The sequence below is a fragment of the Mesorhizobium delmotii genome, from assembly GCF_900149755.1.
Taxonomy (GTDB): domain Bacteria; phylum Pseudomonadota; class Alphaproteobacteria; order Rhizobiales; family Rhizobiaceae; genus Mesorhizobium; species Mesorhizobium delmotii.
The window spans coordinates 654437-674394 of sequence record NZ_FUIG01000013.1 but is presented as its reverse complement, the minus strand read 5'-3'; the positions used below and the strand labels follow the sequence as shown (position 1 = coordinate 674394).

General features: G+C 63.7%; 17 protein-coding genes. 10 read left to right on the top strand and 7 right to left on the bottom strand.

All coding sequences use genetic code 11. The features are described from left to right. Positions 1-97 precede the first annotated feature (97 nt). On the top strand, positions 98-1954 hold the full coding sequence (locus BQ8482_RS04715) for a long-chain fatty acid--CoA ligase (protein WP_123146461.1): 1857 nt from the start codon (positions 98-100) through the stop codon (positions 1952-1954). Positions 1955-1962: 8 nt separating this feature from the next. Further along, positions 1963-2727, top strand: coding sequence for a class I SAM-dependent methyltransferase (locus BQ8482_RS04710; protein WP_425294069.1), 765 nt, complete (start codon positions 1963-1965; stop codon positions 2725-2727). Here the strand turns inward: BQ8482_RS04710 and BQ8482_RS04705 are convergent. Both BQ8482_RS04705 and pgi read right to left on the bottom strand, forming a co-directional pair. Next, positions 2711-3433, bottom strand: a complete 723-nt coding sequence (locus tag BQ8482_RS04705) for an HAD family hydrolase (RefSeq protein WP_095493669.1) — start codon at positions 3431-3433, stop codon at positions 2711-2713. The genes BQ8482_RS04710 and BQ8482_RS04705 overlap by 17 nt on opposite strands. Positions 3434-3438: 5 nt before the next feature. Next, positions 3439-5082 carry a glucose-6-phosphate isomerase gene (gene pgi, locus BQ8482_RS04700; RefSeq protein WP_123146460.1) on the bottom strand — a complete coding sequence of 548 codons (1644 nt, stop codon included), beginning with the start codon at positions 5080-5082 and terminating at the stop codon, positions 3439-3441. Between the two features lie 371 nt (positions 5083-5453). On the opposite strand from pgi, the gene pdxR reads away from it, so the two are divergent. Then, a complete protein-coding gene (pdxR, locus tag BQ8482_RS04695) occupies positions 5454-6947 on the top strand; it encodes a MocR-like pyridoxine biosynthesis transcription factor PdxR (protein WP_023802891.1) in 1494 nt (497 codons plus the stop codon). A gap of 196 nt (positions 6948-7143) precedes the next feature. Beyond that, positions 7144-8733 (top strand): trimethylamine methyltransferase family protein, encoded by a 1590-nt coding sequence (locus BQ8482_RS04690; protein ID WP_123146459.1) that lies wholly within the window; start codon positions 7144-7146, stop codon positions 8731-8733. 21 nt (positions 8734-8754) lie between these two features. Here BQ8482_RS04690 and BQ8482_RS04685 read toward each other — a convergent pair whose 3' ends face one another. From BQ8482_RS04685 to BQ8482_RS04675, 3 genes are all read right to left on the bottom strand, one after another. Further along, positions 8755-9153: a hypothetical protein gene (locus tag BQ8482_RS04685; RefSeq protein ID WP_123146458.1), complete on the bottom strand. Its 399-nt coding sequence runs from the start codon at positions 9151-9153 to the stop codon at positions 8755-8757. A gap of 158 nt (positions 9154-9311) precedes the next feature. Next, positions 9312-10697 carry a chromate efflux transporter gene (gene chrA, locus BQ8482_RS04680; RefSeq protein WP_123146457.1) on the bottom strand — a complete coding sequence of 462 codons (1386 nt, stop codon included), beginning with the start codon at positions 10695-10697 and terminating at the stop codon, positions 9312-9314. 56 nt (positions 10698-10753) lie between these two features. Continuing rightward, positions 10754-11566 (bottom strand): chromate resistance protein ChrB domain-containing protein, encoded by an 813-nt coding sequence (locus BQ8482_RS04675; protein WP_123147382.1) that lies wholly within the window; start codon positions 11564-11566, stop codon positions 10754-10756. Positions 11567-11757: 191 nt separating this feature from the next. On the opposite strand from BQ8482_RS04675, the gene BQ8482_RS04670 reads away from it, so the two are divergent. Beyond that, entirely contained in the window at positions 11758-12177 is a 420-nt protein-coding gene (locus BQ8482_RS04670) for a GFA family protein (protein WP_123146456.1), read from the top strand. A gap of 252 nt (positions 12178-12429) precedes the next feature. On the opposite strand, the gene BQ8482_RS04665 is transcribed toward BQ8482_RS04670, so the two are convergent. Continuing rightward, positions 12430-14235, bottom strand: a complete 1806-nt coding sequence (locus tag BQ8482_RS04665) for an IlvD/Edd family dehydratase (protein ID WP_123147381.1) — start codon at positions 14233-14235, stop codon at positions 12430-12432. Positions 14236-14393: 158 nt separating this feature from the next. Between BQ8482_RS04665 and BQ8482_RS04660 the strand changes: the two genes are divergently transcribed. Further along, positions 14394-14855 carry an SRPBCC family protein gene (locus BQ8482_RS04660; protein ID WP_123146455.1) on the top strand — a complete coding sequence of 154 codons (462 nt, stop codon included), beginning with the start codon at positions 14394-14396 and terminating at the stop codon, positions 14853-14855. A 134-nt stretch (positions 14856-14989) separates the two neighbouring features. Here the strand turns inward: BQ8482_RS04660 and BQ8482_RS04655 are convergent, their stop codons facing one another. Next, positions 14990-16165, bottom strand: coding sequence for an Mrp/NBP35 family ATP-binding protein (locus tag BQ8482_RS04655; protein WP_123146454.1), 1176 nt, complete (start codon positions 16163-16165; stop codon positions 14990-14992). Between the two features lie 245 nt (positions 16166-16410). On the opposite strand from BQ8482_RS04655, the gene BQ8482_RS04650 reads away from it, so the two are divergent. The 4 genes from BQ8482_RS04650 (at position 16411) to BQ8482_RS04635 (ending at position 19949) form a co-directional block, all read left to right on the top strand. Further along, a complete protein-coding gene (locus BQ8482_RS04650) occupies positions 16411-16788 on the top strand; it encodes a VOC family protein (protein WP_123147380.1) in 378 nt (125 codons plus the stop codon). Between the two features lie 94 nt (positions 16789-16882). Then, a complete protein-coding gene (locus BQ8482_RS04645) occupies positions 16883-17782 on the top strand; it encodes a LysR family transcriptional regulator (RefSeq protein ID WP_123146453.1) in 900 nt (299 codons plus the stop codon). 134 nt (positions 17783-17916) lie between these two features. After that, positions 17917-18396, top strand: coding sequence for a formate dehydrogenase subunit gamma (locus BQ8482_RS04640; protein ID WP_123146452.1), 480 nt, complete (start codon positions 17917-17919; stop codon positions 18394-18396). Beyond that, positions 18393-19949: a formate dehydrogenase beta subunit gene (locus BQ8482_RS04635; protein ID WP_123146451.1), complete on the top strand. Its 1557-nt coding sequence runs from the start codon at positions 18393-18395 to the stop codon at positions 19947-19949. The genes BQ8482_RS04640 and BQ8482_RS04635 overlap by 4 nt, the downstream gene beginning before the upstream one ends. Positions 19950-19958: the final 9 nt, after the last annotated feature.

The following is a 19958-nucleotide window of genomic DNA, read 5'->3' as shown; positions in this document are numbered from 1 at the left end:
GGATTTCTGGATGCCGGCAGCAGCGAGAACATCTCTGGCATTCGGAGGCAACGCGGCGCGCAAGCAGAGACAATAAGAACAACCGAGGGAGGGACAGGTGGCAAAAGCACCAAGGACGACGGCTCCAGCGAAAGCGAAGGCTAAAACTGCCGCAAAACCGGCCAGCTCCGACAAGCCAAAGGCGCCGACGGCCGTTGCCAAGCCGAAAGCGGCCCCGACAACGGCTTCATCGGCGTCGAAGCCAGGCCCGGCCACGAGATTGCCGAAAGCGGTTGGCGCCGGATCGCCGGAAAAGCCTTGGCTCAAGAGCTATCCGAAGGTCGTTCCGGCCGAGATCGGCGCCATGCCCTTCGGCTCCATCGGCGATCTGCTCGCCGACGCCTGCAAGCAGTATGCCAGCCGGACTGCCTTCACCTGCATGGGCAAGACCATCACCTATGCGGAAGTCGAGCGGCAATCGGCCGCCTTCGGCACCTATCTGCAGTCGACGGGACTGCAGAAGGGCGCACGCGTGGCGCTGATGATGCCGAACGTGCTGCAATATCCGGTGGCGATGATGGCAGTGCTGCGCGCCGGCTATATCGTGGTCAACATCAACCCGCTCTACACGCCGCGCGAGTTGGAACATCAGCTCAAGGATTCAGGTGCGCAAGCCATCGTCATTCTCGAGAATTTCGCCAACACCCTGCAGGCGGTGATCGCCAAGACGGCGATCAAGCATATCGTGGTCGCGGCGATGGGCGACATGCTTGGCGGCCTGAAAGGGACGATCGTCAATCTCGTCGTGCGCCGCGTGAAGAAGATGGTGCCGGCCTGGTCGCTGCCGGGCCATGTCAAGTTCAACGCCGCGTTGAAGGCAGGCGCCGGCATGAATTTCAAGCCAGTGCATGTCGCTGCCGACGACGTCGCCTTCCTGCAATATACCGGCGGCACCACCGGCATCTCGAAGGGCGCGGTGCTGCTGCACAGCAACGTGCTGGCCAACGTGGCGCAGAACGCGCTCTGGATCGAGGACGCCTTCACGGTCAAGCCGAAGCCGGCGCATCTCAACTTCATCTGTGCGCTGCCGCTCTATCATATCTTCGCGCTGACGGTGAACGCACTGATGGGCATGCAGTTGGGTGGCCAGAACATACTCATTCCCAATCCGCGCGACATTCCCGGCTTCGTCAAACAACTCGGCAAATACCCGATCCACATCTTTCCGGGCCTCAACACGCTGTTCAACGCGCTGCTCAACAATGAGGATTTCCGCAAGCTCGACTTCAAGCCGCTGATCCTGACGCTGGGTGGCGGCATGGCGGTGCAGAGGGGTGTCGCCGAACGCTGGAAGGCGTTGACCGGCTGCCCAGTCACCGAGGGTTACGGGCTTTCGGAAACTTCGCCGGTGGCCACCGCCAACACATTCAGCAATGGCAACTTCACCGGCACGATCGGCCTGCCGCTGCCCTCGACCGAGATCGCCATCCGCGACGACGACGGCAACGATTTGCCGCTCGGCGAAGTCGGCGAGATCTGCATCCGCGGACCGCAAGTGATGGCCGGTTATTGGAACCGGCCGGACGAGACCGCCAAAGTGATGACCAAGGATGGTTTCTTCAAGTCGGGCGACATGGGCTTCATGGACGAGCGCGGTTATACCAAGGTCGTCGACCGCAAGAAGGACATGATCCTTGTGTCCGGCTTCAACGTCTATCCGAATGAACTCGAGGAAGTCGTGGCCCTGCATCCGGGCGTGCTCGAAGTGGCGGCGATCGGCGTGCCGGACGAGCATTCAGGCGAAGTGCCGAAGCTGTTCGTCGTCAAGAAGGACCCGTTGCTGACCGCTGAGGTGCTGACTGTCTATTGCCGCGAGAACCTGACCGGCTACAAGCGGCCAAAATACATCGAGTTTCGGACCGAACTGCCGAAGACGCCGGTGGGCAAGATCCTGCGGCGGGCGTTACGGGGATAAGGATAATTTTGGGCGATTGCCTTACTGTCGACAACGCGGCGGATACGCTTTCCCGTCCCGATCCACTGACATTCATCAAGGCGAACATGCGGATCGCCCCTGTTCCCGCGCTGCCCGAAATCCGGCTTTACGCAGCCCATCCAGCGAGCGGTCTGTGGCGGCTCACGCATCAAGATGGACAAGCAGCCGAGCCGGAAGAAGAAGGAACCGAAGCCGACGAGTGCGGGCCCGACCCGCAGCCACCTTACTGGGCCTATGCCTGGGCCGGCGGCGCGGTGCTTGCCCGCTACATTCTCGATCGGCCGGAGTCCGTGGCCGGGCTTCGCGTGCTCGACCTCGGCGCCGGGTCGGGCCTCGTCGGCATCGCCGCGGCAAAGGCCGGCGCCAGCCAAGTGATCGCGTCCGAGATCGACCGCAACGGCGTCGCCGCGCTCGGTCTCAATGCGGCGGCGAACGGCGTCGCAATCACGGTGGTCGGCGAGGACATCACCGCAGGTCCGCCGCCGCCGGTGGATGTCGTGGTGGCCGGCGACTTGTTTTACGGGCAAGATCTCGCCGACCGGGTCATCTCCTTCCTCGATCGCTGCCTGGCCGCCGGCATCAATGTGCTGATCGGCGACCCGGGCCGGGCCTACCTGCCCCGCTCGCGGCTTCGCCTGCTGGCCGAATATCAGGTGCCGGATGTCGGCGAGGCAAAAGATGCGGCAACGAAGCCCAGCGGCGTCTTCTCGTTCGAGCCGGAGCAGCCCTGCGAGTTCAGGTCGTCTCCTTGACTCTCGCCGAAAGAAAGTCGGGCAGGTCGGCAACCGAATCCAGAATGACGTCGGCGATCTGCGACAGCGATTCCCGCGTGCCGGTGCCGGAGAGCACGCCGATCGCCAGACCGCAGCCGCCGGCCCGCGCCATCTCCAGATCGTGGCGATTGTCGCCGACCATGGCGATCGCGGCCGGCCTCAGGCCGGTCAGGTCCGAGAAGGCGAGGATCGTATCGGGCGCCGGTTTCGGATTGGCCACCGCGTCATAACCATAGGCGGCGTCGAACAGCTGCGCGACGCCCAGCGTCAGCAATGTCTTTTCAGCGCCAGTGGTCGAGTCGTTGGTGGCGACGCCGAGCCGGTAGGATTTCCTGTGAAGAACGCCAAGCGTCTCGACGATGCCCGGCAGCGCCACCGCCATCGACGAGCCCTGCACCGACGTGATCTCGTTGAAGCGAGCGACGGCAAGCATCTGGTCTTCGTCGGACAGGCGCGGAAACCAAAGCTCGACGACATCCATGTTGGTGCCGGAGGCAAAGATAGAGTCGGGCTTGAAGCGTTTGGTGGCGAAATCGTAACCTGCCGCGGCAAGCAGCCTGTCGGCTTTCCAGCGGTCACCCTCCGACGCATCCATCGCCATGAAATCGGCAACGCCGAGCCATGTCGCATTGAAGTCGACAAGCGTGCCGTCCTTGTCGAACAATATTCCCTTGATCTCGGCCAAGCCGCTTACTCCGATCCGCGCAATCGGTGGATGTGTCCCACCAGTCCGGCGGTCGAAGCGTCCCGCTTTGCGGCATTCTCCTTGCCCTCCACGACAGGCAGCAGGCCGGTCGCCAGTTCCTTGCCGAGCTCGACGCCCCACTGGTCGAAGGAATTGATGTTGAAGAGCGTGCCTTCGACGAAGACGCGGTGCTCATAGAGCGCGATCAGCCGTCCGAACGTATGCGGATCGAGTTGTCTGTAGAGGATCGTCACTGAGGGCCGGTTGCCGGAGAAGACGCGGTGCGGGGCGATCCTGTCGACTTCGGCGGGCGCCATGCCCTTTGCCAGCATCTGCGCGCGCGCTTCCTCCAGCGTGCGGCCCTTCATGAAGGCCTCCGACTGAGCCAGGCAGTTGGCGAGCAGCAGATCGTGGTGATGCTTGAGATCCGGCTCATGGCCGATGGCCGCGGCGAGGAATTCGACTGGAATGAAATCGGTGCCCTGGTGGAGCAGCTGGAAGAAGGCGTGCTGGCCGTTGGTGCCGGGCTCGCCCCAGACCAGCGGGCCGGTCGGCGTGGTCACAGTGCCGCCGTCGAGGGTTACGCTCTTCCCGTTCGATTCCATGTCGAGCTGCTGCAGATAGGCCGGCAGCCTCGACAGGCGCTGATCATAGGGAATGACGGCGCGGGCGGGGTATTGGCAGATCACCCGATGCCACCAGCCGATCAGTCCCATCAGCGCCGGCAGGTTCCTGGCCAGCGGCGCCGTCTGGAAATGTTCGTCCATCGCGTGCGCGCCATCGAGAAAGGCGCGAAAATTCTTCGGGCCGACGGCGATCATCACCGGCAGGCCGATCGCGCCCCACACCGAATAGCGTCCGCCGACCCAGTCCCAGAAGCCGAAGACGCGATCGGACGCGATGCCGAATTTAGCCACCAGGTCCAGCGCCGTCGAGACGGCGGCGAAATGCTTGCCGACCGCTTCCTTGCCCAGCGCCTTCTGCACCCATTCGCGCGCCGTCTCGGCATTGGTCATCGTCTCGATGGTGGTGAAGGTCTTCGAGGCGACGATGAACAGCGTGGTTTCGGCGGAAAGGCCCTTCAGCGTGTCGTGGATGTGGGCGCCGTCGATGTTGGACACGTAATGCGTGCGCGGCCCGTCGTGATAGGGTGCCAGCGCCAGCGTCGCCATGGCCGGGCCAAGGTCGGACCCGCCGATGCCGATGTTGACGATGTCGGTGATCTTCTTGCCGGTGGCGCCGGCGGCCTTGCCGGAGCGCACGGCATCGGCGAAGGCGCCCATCGCATCGAGCACGGCGACAACCTCCGTCTTCACGTCCTGGCCGTCGAGCACGATGCCCTTGCCGTTCAGGTTGCGCAGGGCGGTGTGCAGCACGGCGCGGCCTTCGGTGACGTTGATCCTCTTGCCCGAGAACATCGCGGCGCGCCGGCCTTCGAGATCGGCGGCTCCCGCCAGCTTTTCAAGCAGATCCATCGTCTGCGCATCGACCGCGCATTTCGACCAGTCAAGCAGCAGGTCACCGTCGGTGGCGGAGAATTTTTCGAAGCGCTGCGGATCAGCAGCGAAAGCCTCGCGCATGCTGCCCGATTTTGCCGCACGGTGATCGCGCAGGGCGTCGAGTTGTTTTTGAAAGGACGATTGATCCACTGCCTCACTCCGAGCCTTGAGATGCCAACATAACAGACCGGATGTTTCCGGCGCGTGTCGTCGCGTCCAAACTATCTAGCCGAAATCCACTGGTTTCAATGCGCAGCGATGACGCACTGCGTCAGGCAGCGATGACGCGTTGCGTCACGCTGGGATGACGACGCTCTGCGTAAGGCAGCGATGACGCGTTGCGTCACGCTGGGGATGGCGCGTTGCGTCACGCCGCGATGACGCGTTGCATCACGCGGGGGAAGGATCACTGGCGTAAATCCCAGTGATCAGAAAAATTGATTGGCGCAACAGCTTGTGCCACCGGTACATTCGACTGGTCCAGCCAAGTGAAAAAAGCTGGCCATCGAGGAACATCTTCCATGCCACAGCGAAACGACACGGCCATATGGTCCGGCCTGTTCCGGATTTCGGCGGAATCCGGCCAGACCCTGCAGGCGCAGATCCGTCAAGCGATCGTCGCCGCCATCCTCGACCGGCAAATCGCCGCCTCGATGCCGCTTCCGTCCTGCCGGATCCTAGCCGAGAAACTCGGTGTGGCGCGCGGCACCGTGGTGCTGGCCTTCCAGCAGCTCGTCGACCAGGGTTTCCTGGTGGCGCGCGAACGACGCGGCCATTTCGTCAATCCGGACGTGCTGGCGACGCCGGCCAAACCGCATCAGAAGGCGCCCGACCAGGCCAACGAGATCGACTGGAAGGCGCGTCGGCAGATCGCGGCCAGTGACATGCCGCCGCCGGCCAAGCACGACAACTGGATCAAGTCGTCCTACCCCTTCGTCTATGGCCAGTTCGATCCGGCGCTGTTCCCGACCGCCGAGTGGCGCGAGTGCAACCGCATGGCGCTCGCCGTGCTCGAGATCCGCAACTGGGCGTCGGACATGGTCGACCGCGACGATCCGCTGCTGATCGAGCAGATCCAGGCGCGGCTGCTGCCGCGGCGCGGCATCTTCGCCAATCCCGATGAGATCATCGTCACGCTCGGCGCGCAGAACGCGCTCTACATGCTGGCGACGCTGCTGATGACCAAGGGCTCCAAGGTGGCCATGGAAGACCCCGGCTATCCCGACGCACGCTCGATCTTCCGGCTGGCGGGTGCCGACGTCGCACCGGTTCCGGTCGACCATTCCGGCATTGTAACCGCTTCTATTCCCAACGATTCCGGCTTCGTCTTCGTGACGCCCAGCCACCATTGCCCGACCATGGTGCCGCTGTCGGCGGAGCGCCGGCAGGATTTGCTGGCGCGCGCCAATCGCCACAACCAGATCATCATCGAGGACGGCTATGACAGCCAGCTTCTGGACGAGGCGCCGCAGCAGGCGCTGAAGAGCCTCGACCGTTCCGGCCGCGTCATCTATGTCGGCTCGATGTCGAAGACGCTGGCTCCGGGTCTGCGGCTCGGCTACATCGTCGCCTCGGCCGGGCTGATCTCCGAGCTTCGCGCGCTGCGCCGCTTCATGCTGCGTCATCCGCCGGCCAACAACCAGCGCGCGGTCGCGCTGTTCCTGTCGCTTGGCCATCACGAGGCGCTGGTGCGGCGGCTGTCGAGCGCCTTCGACGAACGGCGCAAGCGTCTGATCCATGCGATTTCCGCGTTCCTGCCTGAGTGGCGCTCGACCGATTCCGCCGGTGGCGCGTCGCTCTGGCTCGAAGGGCCTCGCGGCACCGATTCGCGCGGGCTAGCCGAGGCCGCCGCCTCGCGCAGCGTCATCATCGAGCCCGGCGACCGCTTCTTCGACCGCACCGAAAAGCCGTCACGCTTCATGCGGCTGGGCATCTCCTCGATCGCGCTGCAGCACATCGAGCCCGGCATCCGCGAACTGGCGACGGCGGCCGGGCGCAGACCGGCGGCGGCTTGATGCCTCGACCGGGCCGGGACCGGCCACCGTTCTTTAGCGCTCTGGCATATGCGACGGGACCGTCTGGCTCATAGGCTGTGCCAATGCCGACGGCATAGTTCGAAGCATAAGGGGACGAAGCGGGCCGATGGTGGACCAACCACCTGGTGGACAAACCGCCGCCGCCCGCTTCGCAGCTTAAGGTGGAGTGCCTCCCATGTCAGTGGCTGTTGAGAAGCCGGATACGCCCTCGGACCAACGTTCGCGGCGTTCCGGCGGGCGCGAAGCGCGTCGCGCCATGCGGGCGGCGCCACTTGCCGACGATATCAAGCCGGTGCGCGCCGGCCTCGAAGGCGGAAGCTACGGGCCGCTCAGCGAAAACGACCGCGAGCGCATTCACGAAGCGGTGCTGACGCTGCTTGAAACGGTCGGCTTCGCCAATGCCATCCCATCCTGCATCGAGGCGCTGACCAAGGCCGGCGCCACCCTCGGCGAGGACGGCCGCATTCGTTTTCCGCGCGCGCTCGTCCTCGATACCATCAAGAAGGCCGCACGCCACTTCACCCTGCATGGTCAGGATCCCAAGCACGACATGCTGATCCAGGGCAAGCGCGTGCATTACGGCACGGCGGGCGCCGCGGTGCATCTGGTCGACGTCGAGAAGCGCTGTTATCGCGAGTCGCTGCTGCAGGACATCTATGACGCGGCCCGCATCGTCGAAGGGCTCGACAACATCCATTTCTTCCAGCGGCCGATGGTGCCGCGCGACATTCCCGATCCGCTCGATATGGATTTCAACACGCTTTACGCCTGCGTGATGGGCACGTCGAAGCATGTCGGCACATCCTTCACGGTGCGCGAGAACGTCAAGCCGGCTCTCGACATGCTCTATGCGATTGCCGGCGGCGAAGAGAATTTTCGCGCCCGGCCTTTCGTCTCCAATTCGAACTGTTTTGTCGTGCCGCCGATGAAATTCGCCGAGGACGCCTGCGGCGTGCTCGAGGCCTGCGTCGAAGGCGGCATTCCAATCCTATTGCTGTCGGCCGGCCAGGCGGGCGCCACGGCGCCGGCAGCGATCGCCGGTGCGGTGGTGCAAGCGGTGGCCGAGGTGCTCGCCGGCCTTGTCTACGTCAACGCTATCAAACCCGGGCATCCGGCGATCTTCGGCACTTGGCCGTTCGTCTCGGATCTCAGGACCGGCGCCATGTCCGGCGGCTCGGCCGAGCAAGCGGTGCTGACCGCTGCCTGCGCCCAGATGGCGCAATTCTACGACCTGCCGGGCGGTTCGGCCGCCGGCATGACGGATTCGAAACTGCCCGACATTCAGTCCGGTTACGAAAAGGGCATCACCGATGTGATGGCCGGCCTTGCCGGCCTCAACCTTGTCTACGAATCGGCCGGCATGCACGCCTCGCTGCTCGGCTTCTGCCTGGAGAGCCTGATCATCGACAACGACATGCTCGGCCATTGCCTGCGCTGCGTGCGCGGCATTGAGGTGACCGATGAGTCGCTGTCGATAGACACCATCGCCGACGTTTGCCTGAAGGGCCCGGGTCACTATCTCGGCAACGAGCAGACGCTGCGGCTGATGCAGACCGAATATTTCTATCCGGCAGTCGGCGACCGCTTTTCGCCGAAGGAGTGGAACGAGAAGGGCAAGCCCGACATCTTGCAGCGGGCGATCATCGAGAAGAAACGCATCCTCGCCGAGCGCTTCCCGCGCCACGTGCCGAAGCCGGTCGACGACAAGTTGCGCGTCCGCTTCGGCAATCTTATCCATCTGCCGCGCAGCGGCATGGGCGGCTGAAGACGCTACTCGTCAAAACGGTCAGTCGGTGCCCAACCCATAGCGCTCGACGACCGCGTCACTGATCAGCTTGGCATGCAGCGTCATCAGTATGATTTGCGCATCGAAGCTGTCGCCGGCTTCAAGTGCCGCCTCGATCCGGCGCTCCGCATCCAGCCTATGTCGAAGGCCGTTGGATTGCTCGAATGCTTCCGGCCCGGCAACACAATAGCCAAGCAGCTGCGCCACCGGTGGATAGGCTTGTTGTGGCGGCTCGTCAGGCCAGTGATCCTTCATCAGATTGACGATGGTGAGCTTTGCTCCTTCCGGCACAAGGGCGGGATGAAGGTCGACGCCGCGTAACGCGGCGTCGAGTTGCCTGAGGTCGCCTGAACGGCCGAACATTCCGAGGAAGCCTAGGGAGGAGCGCCGTTTCGCCATGATGTTCCTATCCGAATGCCCGAAACCGCAGCAAAGCGCCGGCTGCACGCAGCCGCTAAAGCGCGTCGCGTTTGACCGGGCGCATGCGACGCGCTTTAGGATGTTGCTTTATGCATGTCGTTATCGCAAAACCGCTGCACACTTTTGCGCGACATGCATTAACCACTCGCTGCCAGCAACAAAACGCCAGCCAGGGCCGATCCCCCAAGCGTCGGCAGCATGCCGATCTTCAGCTTCAGAATGGCGATCATGGCAGCACACGACAGCAGCGCCGCACCCCAGTCGATCGATGAAAACACCGGCACGTCCATCCCAAGACCGATATTACGCACCTCGCCGAAGATGACGTGCAAGCCGAACCACAGAGCGAGATTCATGATGACGCCGACGACAGCGGCGGTGATCGCGCCCAGCGCCGCCGACAGCGCCTTGTTGCCGCGCAGGGCTTCGATGTAGGGCGCACCGAGGAAGATCCAGAAGAAGCAAGGGGTGAACGTGGCCCACAGCGTGAGCATCGCCCCAAGCGATCCGGCAAGCAGCGGGCTCAACGATCCGGATTGGCGGAACGCGGCAAGAAAGCCGACGAACTGCAGGACGAGAATGAGCGGACCCGGCGTGGTTTCAGCAAGCCCGAGGCCATCGACCATTTCACCGGGTGCGAGCCAGCCGAAGGACTCGACCGCTGCCTGCGCGACATAGGCAAGGACTGCGTAGGCGCCGCCGAAGGTGACGACCGCCATGACGCTGAAGAACCCACCGATCTCAGTCCACACACTGGCGGATCCGGTGAGCGCCCAGATCAGAAGCACGGGCCCGAGCCAGATCGGCAGCCAGATCGCAATGATGCGCGGCGCATGCCACCGCGTCGGCCTGGTGTGGGCCAGCTCGCCGCGCTCGAACATCAGGTCGACCGCGCCCTTGATGTCGGGAACCGCGTCTTTGCCGTGCGCCGCGCCGGAAAAAAGGGCCGGCGCAATACGGTTTCCAATCCAGCCTGCCAGGCCGGCAAGCAGGATGATGAGCGGAAACGGCACGTTCAAAGCATAGATAGCGATGAAGGCGGCGAGCGCGATCAACACCATGACCCGATTCTTGAGGGCACGTCGTCCGATCCGAATCATCGCCTCGATCACGATGGCGAGCACGGCCGCTTTCACCCCGAAAAACAGCGCCTCGACCAGGGGAGCGTCGCCATACAGCGCATAGAGGATGCTCAAGGTGAGCATCACAAGCGCACCCGGCGCGACGAACAGAATACCGGCGACCAGGCCGCCGATCGTCCGGTGCAGCAACCAGCCGATATAGATGGCGAGTTGCTGGGCTTCAGGGCCGGGCAGCAGCATGCAGTAGTTCAACGCATGCAGGAAACGTTGCTCGCCGATCCAACGCCGTTCCTCGACCAATTCCCTGTGCATGAGCGCGATCTGGCCGGCCGGCCCGCCGAAGCTGAGCAGGCCGATTTTCGCCCAGAGTTTTACGCCTTCACGGAAGGATGGCGCAGCCGGCGCTTCGACGGTCTCGCCCGTTTTTCCCGAAGTCGCCATTTTGTCAGAAGCCCCCGTTTTGTCAGAAGCCCCCTTTTCTTCCGAAGCTTGGGCGCTCATGATGGCTTGCCTGGCCAGTTGTGCGTCTCCTCGGTGGCGTCGCGGCACCATCGGAAAAACGCATCGTAGAGCAGCATGCCTGCCTCCAGCTGTTCCAGATCGTCGCGAAACATCCGCGACAGGCCAAGCGAGGCGGCCAGGAATCCGGCCGCCTGGGGAGCCAGATCGAGGCTTGCGGTATCGGCTGCGCGCACGATCATGGCCAGGCGGTCGAGCGCCTCGGATTCGAGCCCGAACTCTTCGATCATCGTGTCGAAGGTGCAGCACTCGCCCCGGTGAGTCCAGAACACATTGTCGATGTCGAAAGGCACGGCCTGAAAGCGATCCGCAGTGGCCGACACTTCGGCCGCCTCGACAAAGAGGAAGACCGCGCTCGGATCGATGAAGCGCCTGATCAGCCAGGGGCAGGCGATGCGATCGACCTTCGGGCGGGTCCGCGTCACCCACACGGTGCGGCCTTCTTCATCGCGGGGCGGTATCTTGCCGGCGTGAACCAGAAGCCCCTTGGCATCGCGCCAGGCTTCGAACCCGCCTTCGAGGGATTCGGCACTGATGCCCTCGTGCCGCAGCCATGCGGCCACACCTTGCGAGAGCTTTTGTCCTCTTTGGCAAACGACCGCCACTCGGCTGCCGGCGAATTCGGATGCCCAGGTCGAGACGGTTTTGAAATCACGCCGGCTTGAGGCCGGCAGCAGGCGCGGATCGGCGTTGTAGTCCTCTTCGATGCGAACATCGATGATCACGGGCGCACCCGGCAGACCAATCAGACGGGAAAGTTGCGATACGGTGATAGCGGTTGTCGACGGCATGGCGTCCACCTCCATGAGAGAGAAGCTTGGACGCGAACGTTGGGCTGACGCCTCACGGGGTCGTCGCGATGCACCCCTTGCCATGATCGTGGATTTGTCGCGCCCGCTTGTCAAGCGTCATGCCTGGAGCAAAGGATGCTCTGGCTCTGGCGGCCGGTTGGCGGAGCCAGAACACGTCTGGGAGGAAAACCATGAAAAAGACCTATCACGGCAGCTGCCATTGCGGTGCGGTGCGTTTCGAAGCCGAAATCGACCTCGCCGAAGGCATCCGCAAATGCAATTGCAGCTTCTGCTGGAAACTCGGCTACCGGAAATCCTTCGCAGCCTATGAAGCCGTGCGGGTGACGGACGGCCGCGACCGGATGCGGGAATACAAGGCGACGCCGTCGAACTGGCCGGAAGGCGACATCAACCACTATATGTGCCCGAACTGCGGCGCGAATTTTCTCTCGCGCGGCTATCTCGATTTCATGGGCGGGAATTTTTGGGCGGTGAACGTCGCCTGCCTCGACGACGTCACCGAAGAGGAACTTGCCGCAGCACCGATCGTCTACGAGGACGGCAAGCGCGACAGGCAGGACCAGGCGCCTGACATCACCGGCTATCTATAGGCGCTGCTTGGACGCGGCTCTTTCCTTCTCCCCTTTGTGGGAGAAGGTGGCCGAGCCCACGGGTCTTGCCTCCGGCAAGCCCGAGGACAGGCTCCGCTCGGTCGGATGAGGGTGTTCCAGCTTGGCCACCGACCGCACTCCGTCCAACACCCCTCTTCCGTCTCGACGCTGCGCGCCAATCCACCGCCCGGGGCGAGTCACGGTCCTCGCCCGCCCTTCGGGCCCCACTAGGGGAGAAGGAAGAAGAGGCGTTCAGTGATTGTCCCGCGGCACGCCGCGGGTGTGCGCCACATCCTGGTATTTCACCGCCGGCTTCAGCACCATTCCTTCGGAAAACTGGTCGACCATGCCGCGCTGGATCTCCTGCCATGGCGTCTGGTGCTTGGGGTAGTGATAGCCGCCGCTGTTCTGCAGCTCGGCGCGCCGGCGCGTGATCTCGTCGTCGGTGACGAGAATGTCGGCGGTGCCCTTGCGCAGGTCGATGCGGACGCGGTCGCCGGTCTTCAACAGCGCCAGCCCGCCGCCTATGGCGGCTTCGGGCGAGGCGTTGAGGATCGACGGCGAGCCGGACGTGCCCGACTGGCGGCCGTCGCCGATGCAGGCCAGCGCGTGGATGCCCTTCTTGATGAGATGGGCCGGCGGCTGCATGTTGACGACTTCGGCGCCGCCCGGATAACCGATCGGGCCGGCGCCGCGCATGAACAGGATGGTGTGCTCGTCGATGCCTTGCGCCGGATCGTCGATGCGGGCGTGGTAGTCCTCTGGCCCGTCGAAGACCATGGCGTTGCCCTCAAAGGCCTCAGGATCGTTCGGGTTCGACAGATAGCGCTCGCGGAATTCGGGCGAGATGCCGCTGGTCTTCATGATCGCCGAATCGAACAGATTACCGCTGAGATTGATGAAGCCGGCATTGGCCTTCAGCGGCTCGGCGACGGTGCGGATGACGTCGAGATTCTCGTTGACGGCCCCACTGCAATTGTCGCCCATCGTCTTGCCGTTGACGGTCATGGCGTCGGGATGGGGCAACAGCCCGGCCTTCATCAGTTCGGCCACCACCGCCGGCACGCCACCGGCATGATGATAATCCTCGCCGAGATATTCGCCCGACGGCTGCAGGTTGACGATAAGCGGTATCTTGAGGCCGACCTTCTGCCAGTCGTCATTGTCGAGCGGCACGCCGAGATGGCGGGCGATGGCGTTGAGATGGATCGGCGCGTTGGTCGAGCCGCCGATGGCCGAGTTGACGACGATGGCATTCTCGAAGGCCTGCCGGGTCATGATGTCGGAGGGCTTCAGATCCTCATGCACCATGTCGACGATGCGTTTTCCGGTCTCATAGGCGATCTGGCCGCGCTCGCGATAGGGCGCGGGGATCGCGGCCGAGCCCGGCAGCTGCATGCCGAGCGCCTCGGCCAAGGAGTTCATGGTGGTGGCGGTTCCCATGGTGTTGCAATAGCCGGTGGACGGCGCCGAGGAGGCGACGATGTCCATGAACTCGTCATAGCCGATTTCGCCCGCCGACAGGCGCTGGCGCGATTCCCAGACGATGGTGCCGGAGCCGGTGCGCTTGCCCTTGTGCCAGCCGTTGAGCATCGGGCCGACCGACAGCGCGATAGCCGGAATATTGACGGTGGCGGCGGCCATCAGCAGGGCCGGCGTCGTCTTGTCGCAGCCGATGGTGAGCACGACGCCGTCGAGCGGATAGCCGTAGAGCACCTCGACCAGGCCGAGATAGGCAAGGTTGCGGTCGAGTGCCGCGGTCGGGCGTTTGCCCGTCTCCTGGATCGGGTGGCATGGGAACTCGAAAGGGATGCCGCCCATCGAGACGATGCCCTCGCGCACGCGCTTGGCCAGTTCGAGATGATGGCGGTTGCAGGGCGACAGATCCGAGCCGGTCTGGGCGATGCCGATCAGCGGCTTGCCCGACATCAGTTCGGCACGCGTCAGCCCGTAATTCAGGTAGCGCTCGAGGTAAAGCGCCGTCATCCCCGGATTGTCGGGATTGTCGAACCACTCCTGCGAGCGAAATTTCTTCTTCGTTGTGGGGGCGCCGGCCATCATGGTCTCCGTATTTGTATGACAAATCGATATGACAACGCGCGAGAGCAGGCAAGAGGCACGCGCCATCCGAATCCGGACTTTGGTGCGATAGACATACATCGGGCCCCACGCTAGACGGGGCCGGGGTTTGTCAATTTTGTATCCGGGAGATTTTGATGGCTTTGGTGATCGAAGGCGAGGAACGCATCGCCGCACCCCTGCAAAAGGTGTGGGAAGCACTGAACGACCCGGCCGTTCTGAGGCAGACCATTCCGGGCTGCCAGAGCCTCGAAAAGAAGTCGGACACCGAGATGGGGGCGACCGTGGTGCTCAAGATCGGCCCGATCAAGGCGACGTTCAACGGCGAGGTGACGCTCAGGAATCTCAACCCGCCGCATTCCTACACCATCCAGGGCGAGGGCAAGGGCGGCATCGCCGGCTTTGCCAAGGGTGGCGCCGATGTGACGCTGACCGCCGACGGGCCGGAGGCGACGATCCTCAGATATGCGGCCAAGGCCGATGTCGGCGGCAAGATCGCCCAGCTCGGCAGCCGGCTGATCGAATCGACGTCGAAGAAACTGGCCGGGCAGTTTTTTTCGAGTTTTGGCGAGAAGGTGGGCGCAGCCCCTCCCCCTTGAGGGGAGGGTGGCCCGAAGGGCCGGGTGGGGTCGGTGGCGACGCGCTCCGACATTTCTTTCGTAAGAGGTCGAGGCGGTTGAGATGACCCCTCCCGCCGCGCTTCGCGCGGCACCCTCCCCTCAAGGGGGAGGGATCACTCGAACACGATGCTCGGCACGGCGGCTTCGGCCGCGCCGCGTTCTTCGTTGACCCTGCCCCAGACGTTCGAGGCGATGTCGCGGTAGATCTTCGCCTCGGCGCCGTCGGGCTTCGAGACCACCACCGGCGTGCCGGCATCGGAGCTTTCGCGGATGCCCATTTCGAGCGGCACTTCGCCGAGGAAGGTGACGCCGAGACGCTCGGCCTCGCGGCGCGCGCCGCCATGGCCGAAGATGTCGTAGCGCTTGCCGGTGTCGGGGGCGAGGAAATAGCTCATATTTTCGACGATGCCCAACACCGGCACGTCGACCTTCCTGAACATGTTGAGGCCTTTTCGGGCATCGATCAGGGCCAGATCCTGCGGCGTCGAGACGATGACGGCGCCGGCCAACGGCACCTGCTGGGCCATGGTCAGCTGCGCGTCGCCGGTGCCGGGCGGCATGTCGACGACAAGCACATCGAGCGGCCCCCACTCGACCTCGCGCAGCATTTGCGTCAATGCCGACATCACCATCGGCCCGCGCCAGATCATCGGCGTCTCCTCATCGACGAGGAAGCCCATCGACATGACCTTCAGGCCGTAATTCTCCATCGGCTTCAGGACCTTGCCGTCGACGGTCTGCGGCCGGCCATGGATGTTGAGCAGCCGCGGCATCGACGGGCCGTAGATATCGGCGTCGAGCACACCTACCCTCAAGCCGTTGGCGGCGAGGCCTAGCGCGATGTTGACGGCGGTGGTCGACTTGCCGACGCCGCCCTTGCCGGAAGCAACAGCGATGATCGCCTCGATGCCGGGCACACCGCGCTTGCCCTGGCTGTGCGAGGCTGGAGCATGCGGGGCCGGTCGTGGCGCGGCAGCGGGTGCGGCCGGCGCGGGCCTGGGAGCGGGCCTTTGCGGAACCGGAGCCTCCATGCCGCCGCCTTTCCTTTCCGCCGTCAGCGCAACCACGGCGCCGGCGACACCGGGGATCGCCTTGACGACGCGTTCGGCGGCGGCGCGCAGTGGCTCCATCTCCTGGGCACGGGCAGCCGGCACGGTGATCGAAAAGAACACCTTGGCATCGGCAATGAAAATCTCGGAAACCATGCCGAGGTCGACGATGTTGCCGGTGAAGTCCGGTCCGTTGACCGTCTTCAGGCGCTCGATGACGATTTCCTTGGTGACGGACATGAGCTTTTTCCTCTGCTTTCCGCTTCAGATAAGGCAGTTCCCGAACAGAACCAAGCGGCGGAACGACACGCACAGTGGCATGGCTTCAAAATTCGCGTCTGCTTGTCGGGATTTGCGGGAGACAAAACGTCTTTAGGGAAGAGGCACGCCGATCGCACAGGCTGCGGTCGCCAGAAAACGAAGCAGCCCTATTTTGTTGCAGGGCTTCGGAGGACGTGCTCGCCAGCAAGGAAAGGAGACCAATCATGCTCGCAAACAGCAACGCAACGGCCAATCTCGCGGTGAAGGATCTGGCCAAGGCCAAGGCCTTCTATGAAGACGTTCTGGGTCTGACGGAGGTTCATGACGAGGGGGACGAACTGATCGTCTACAAAAGCGGCGACACCAGCATCAATGTGTATCGCTCGACGTTCGCCGGAACCAACAAGGCGACGGCGGTAACCTGGATGGTCGGCGACGAGATCGAAAAAATTGTCAGCGCGTTAAGGTCGAAGGGCGTCGTCTTCGAACATTACGATATGCCGGGCCTGACGCTGGAAGGCGACATCCATGTCGGCTACGGCATGAAGGTCGCCTGGTTCAAGGATCCTGACGGCAACATTCTGAACCTGGTCGACCGTTAGCTTGGACGGCGGCGAAGCTTCGGCCGCATGAGGATTCGCCAGCAAAAACAGCATGCATCTGGCGTAACCGCACTTGGCCGGGTAGCGTCCGCTCATGATCGACAAGCTGGAATTCTTCATCGCGCTGGCCAGGGAAGAGCATTTCGGCCGGGCGGCGGAGGTGTGCGGCGTCACCCAGCCGACGCTTTCGGCCGGCATCAAGCAGCTGGAGGGCCAGCTCGGCGTGATGCTGGTATTGCGCGGATCGCGCTTTCAGGGGCTGACGCCGGAGGGAGAACAGGTGCTGGTGTGGGCGCGCCGCATCGTCGGCGATACCCGCACCATGCGCGAGGAGATGCGGGCGGCGCGCCACGGCCTCTCGGGGCGCATCCGCATCGCGGCCGTCCCGACAGCGCTGGCCATGGTGGCTCGGCTGACGACACCTTTTCGCGCCAAGCATCCCGGCGTCACCTTCTCGGTGCTGTCGCGCACCTCGATCGAGGTGCTGTCGCTGCTCGGCAATTTCGATATCGACGCCGGCATTACCTATCTCGACAACGAGCCGCTGGGGCGGGTGACCAGCGTGCCGCTCTATGACGAGCGCTATCAGCTGATCACCGCGGTCGGAACCCCCTATTCCGACCGCGACAAAGTGACATGGGCGGAGCTTAGCCAGCTGCCGCTTTGCCTGTTGACGCCGGACATGCAGAACCGCCGCATCATCGACCAGCACCTTGCCGAGGCCGGCGTGCAGGTGCGGCCGACACTCGAATCCAATTCGATGATCGTGCTGTTCTCCCATATCCGCACCGGCAAATGGTCGTCGATCATGCCGCTCAACCTCTCGGAAACGTTCGGCTTTTCCGAGCCGATCCGGGCCATTCCGATCGTCGAGCCGGATGCCAGCCACACCGTCGGGCTGGTGGCGACACCGCGCGAGCCGCACACTCCGCTGGTCTCGGCGCTGCTGGACGAGGCGATGGCGCTGGCAGACGATTTCCGCGCCCGCCACTGAGCTAGAGATTGCAGGCTGGACGGTGTCGATAGAAGATTTCTATCGAGCAACGGATCAGCTTTATTGATTTGGTGGGTTTCCTCTGATTTCCTAAGCACTTAGCGGAAGATTACTACGACCAGGGAGGGCGCTGCATGACAATGCAGCCTGCAGGTACCGAGATCGCGTCGCGCACGGCGGCGATCGTCCAGGAGTTGAAGGGCCTCGAAGGCCCGCTGTTGCCGATCCTCCACGGCATCCAGGAAGAGTTCGGCCATGTGCCGCAGGACGCGTTGCCGGTGATCGCCGAGGCGCTGAACATCTCCAAGGCAGAGGTGCACGGCGTCGTCACCTTCTATCATGACTACCGCAGCCATCCGGCTGGGCGGCATGTGCTGAAGCTCTGCCAGGCGGAAGCCTGTCAATCGATGGGCTCGGATGCCATTGCCGCCAAGCTCAAGCAATTGCTGGGCATCGGCTTCCACGAGACGGCTCGCGACGGTTCGGTGACGCTGGAACCGGTTTATTGCCTCGGACTTTGCGCTTGCGCGCCATCGGCGATGCTGGACGGCGAGGTGATCGGCCGGCTCGATGACGAAAAGCTCGACGAGATCGCTGCCGGGGTGCGCTCATGATCCCGCGCATCTACGTTCCCGGCGATTCCGGCGCGCTGGCGCTCGGTGCTGAAAAGGTCGCCAAGGCGATCGAAAAGGAATTGGCCGATCGCGGTATCGAGGCCAAGATCGTGCGCAATGGTTCGCGCGGCGCCTATTTCCTCGAGCCGATGGTCGAGGTGGCGACAGCCAATGGCCGCGTCGCCTATGGGCCGGTAAAGCCGTCCGACGTCAAAAGCCTTTTCGACTGTGGCTTTCTCACCGGCGGCTACCACAAGCGCTGGTTGGGTGCACCCGACAAGATCCCGTTCCTGGCTAGGCAGACGCGGCTGACCTTCGCGCGCTGCGGCGTCATCAATCCGCTGTCGCTCGATCACTACAAGGCGCATGGCGGGCTGAAGGGCCTGCAGAATGCCGTGGGACTAGCGCCGGCCGACATCGTCAAGCAGGTGACAGAGTCGGGCCTGCGTGGCCGCGGCGGCGCCGGCTTCCCGACCGGGATCAAATGGAAGACGGTGCTCGATACGACGGCCGACAAAAAGTACATCGTCTGCAATGCCGACGAGGGCGACAGCGCAACCTTCGCCGACCGCATGATCATGGAGGGCGACCCCTTCGTGCTGATCGAAGGCATGGCGATCGCCGGCATCGCCACCGGCGCGAGCAAGGGCTTTGTCTATATCCGCTCGGAATATCCGCATGCGGTGGCGATGATGCAGAAGGCGGTCGAGGTCGCCCGCAAGGCCGGCCTGCTCGGCGTCAATGTTCTGGGCTCGCCCAACGCCTTCGACATGGAAATTCGCGTCGGCGCCGGCGCCTATGTCTGCGGCGAGGAAACCTCGCTGCTCAACAGCCTCGAAGGCAAGCGCGGCGTCGTTCGCGCCAAGCCGCCACTGCCGGCCATCCAGGGCCTGTTTGGCAAGCCGACGGTGATTAACAACGTCATCTCGCTGGCCTCGGTGCCTGTGATCATGGACAAGGGTGCTGCCTTCTACAAGGATTTCGGCATGGGTCGCTCGCGCGGCACCATTCCGATCCAGATCGCCGGTAACGTCAGATATGGCGGCCTGTTCGAGGCGGCGTTCGGCATGACGCTTGGCGAGATCGTCGACGACATCGGCGGTGGCACGGCGACTGGACGGCCGGTCAAGGCGGTGCAGGTCGGGGGTCCATTGGGAGCTTATTTTCCCCGCTCCCTGTTCGACACGCCTTTCGACTACGAGGCATTCGCCGCCAAGGACGGGCTGATCGGCCATGCCGGCATCACCGTCTTCGACGACACAGCCGACATGCTGAAGCAGGCGCGCTTCGCCATGGAGTTCTGCGCCATCGAAAGCTGCGGCAAGTGCACGCCGTGCCGCATCGGCTCGACGCGCGGCGTCGAGACGATCGACAAGATCGCCAGGGGTATAGAGCCGGAAAAGCAGATCGAGCTGGTGACCGACCTCTGCAACACGATGAAGTTCGGTTCGCTCTGCGCGCTGGGTGGCTTCACGCCCTACCCGGTGATGAGCGCAATCAACCACTTCCGCGATGATTTCAAGCCGGCGCCGGTCGCCGAAGCAGCAGAATAGGAGCCTCGC

Bases quoted from the DNA above. Each gene is read 5' to 3' on its own strand.
- BQ8482_RS04665 (WP_123147381.1), bottom strand. From the start codon at position 14,235: ATGGCCGGCGCCCCCACAACGAAGAAGAAATTTCGCTCGCAGGAGTGG.
- BQ8482_RS04675 (WP_123147382.1), bottom strand. From the start codon at position 11,566: ATGCCGTCGACAACCGCTATCACCGTATCGCAACTTTCCCGTCTGATT.
- BQ8482_RS04645 (WP_123146453.1), top strand. From the start codon at position 16,883: ATGATCGACAAGCTGGAATTCTTCATCGCGCTGGCCAGGGAAGAGCAT.
- BQ8482_RS04650 (WP_123147380.1), top strand. From the start codon at position 16,411: ATGCTCGCAAACAGCAACGCAACGGCCAATCTCGCGGTGAAGGATCTG.
- chrA (WP_123146457.1), bottom strand. From the start codon at position 10,697: ATGGCGACTTCGGGAAAAACGGGCGAGACCGTCGAAGCGCCGGCTGCG.
- BQ8482_RS04640 (WP_123146452.1), top strand. From the start codon at position 17,917: ATGACAATGCAGCCTGCAGGTACCGAGATCGCGTCGCGCACGGCGGCG.
- pdxR (WP_023802891.1), top strand. From the start codon at position 5,454: ATGCCACAGCGAAACGACACGGCCATATGGTCCGGCCTGTTCCGGATT.
- BQ8482_RS04635 (WP_123146451.1), top strand. From the start codon at position 18,393: ATGATCCCGCGCATCTACGTTCCCGGCGATTCCGGCGCGCTGGCGCTC.
- BQ8482_RS04685 (WP_123146458.1), bottom strand. From the start codon at position 9,153: ATGGCGAAACGGCGCTCCTCCCTAGGCTTCCTCGGAATGTTCGGCCGT.
- BQ8482_RS04670 (WP_123146456.1), top strand. From the start codon at position 11,758: ATGAAAAAGACCTATCACGGCAGCTGCCATTGCGGTGCGGTGCGTTTC.
- BQ8482_RS04655 (WP_123146454.1), bottom strand. From the start codon at position 16,165: ATGTCCGTCACCAAGGAAATCGTCATCGAGCGCCTGAAGACGGTCAAC.
- BQ8482_RS04660 (WP_123146455.1), top strand. From the start codon at position 14,394: ATGGCTTTGGTGATCGAAGGCGAGGAACGCATCGCCGCACCCCTGCAA.
- BQ8482_RS04690 (WP_123146459.1), top strand. From the start codon at position 7,144: ATGTCAGTGGCTGTTGAGAAGCCGGATACGCCCTCGGACCAACGTTCG.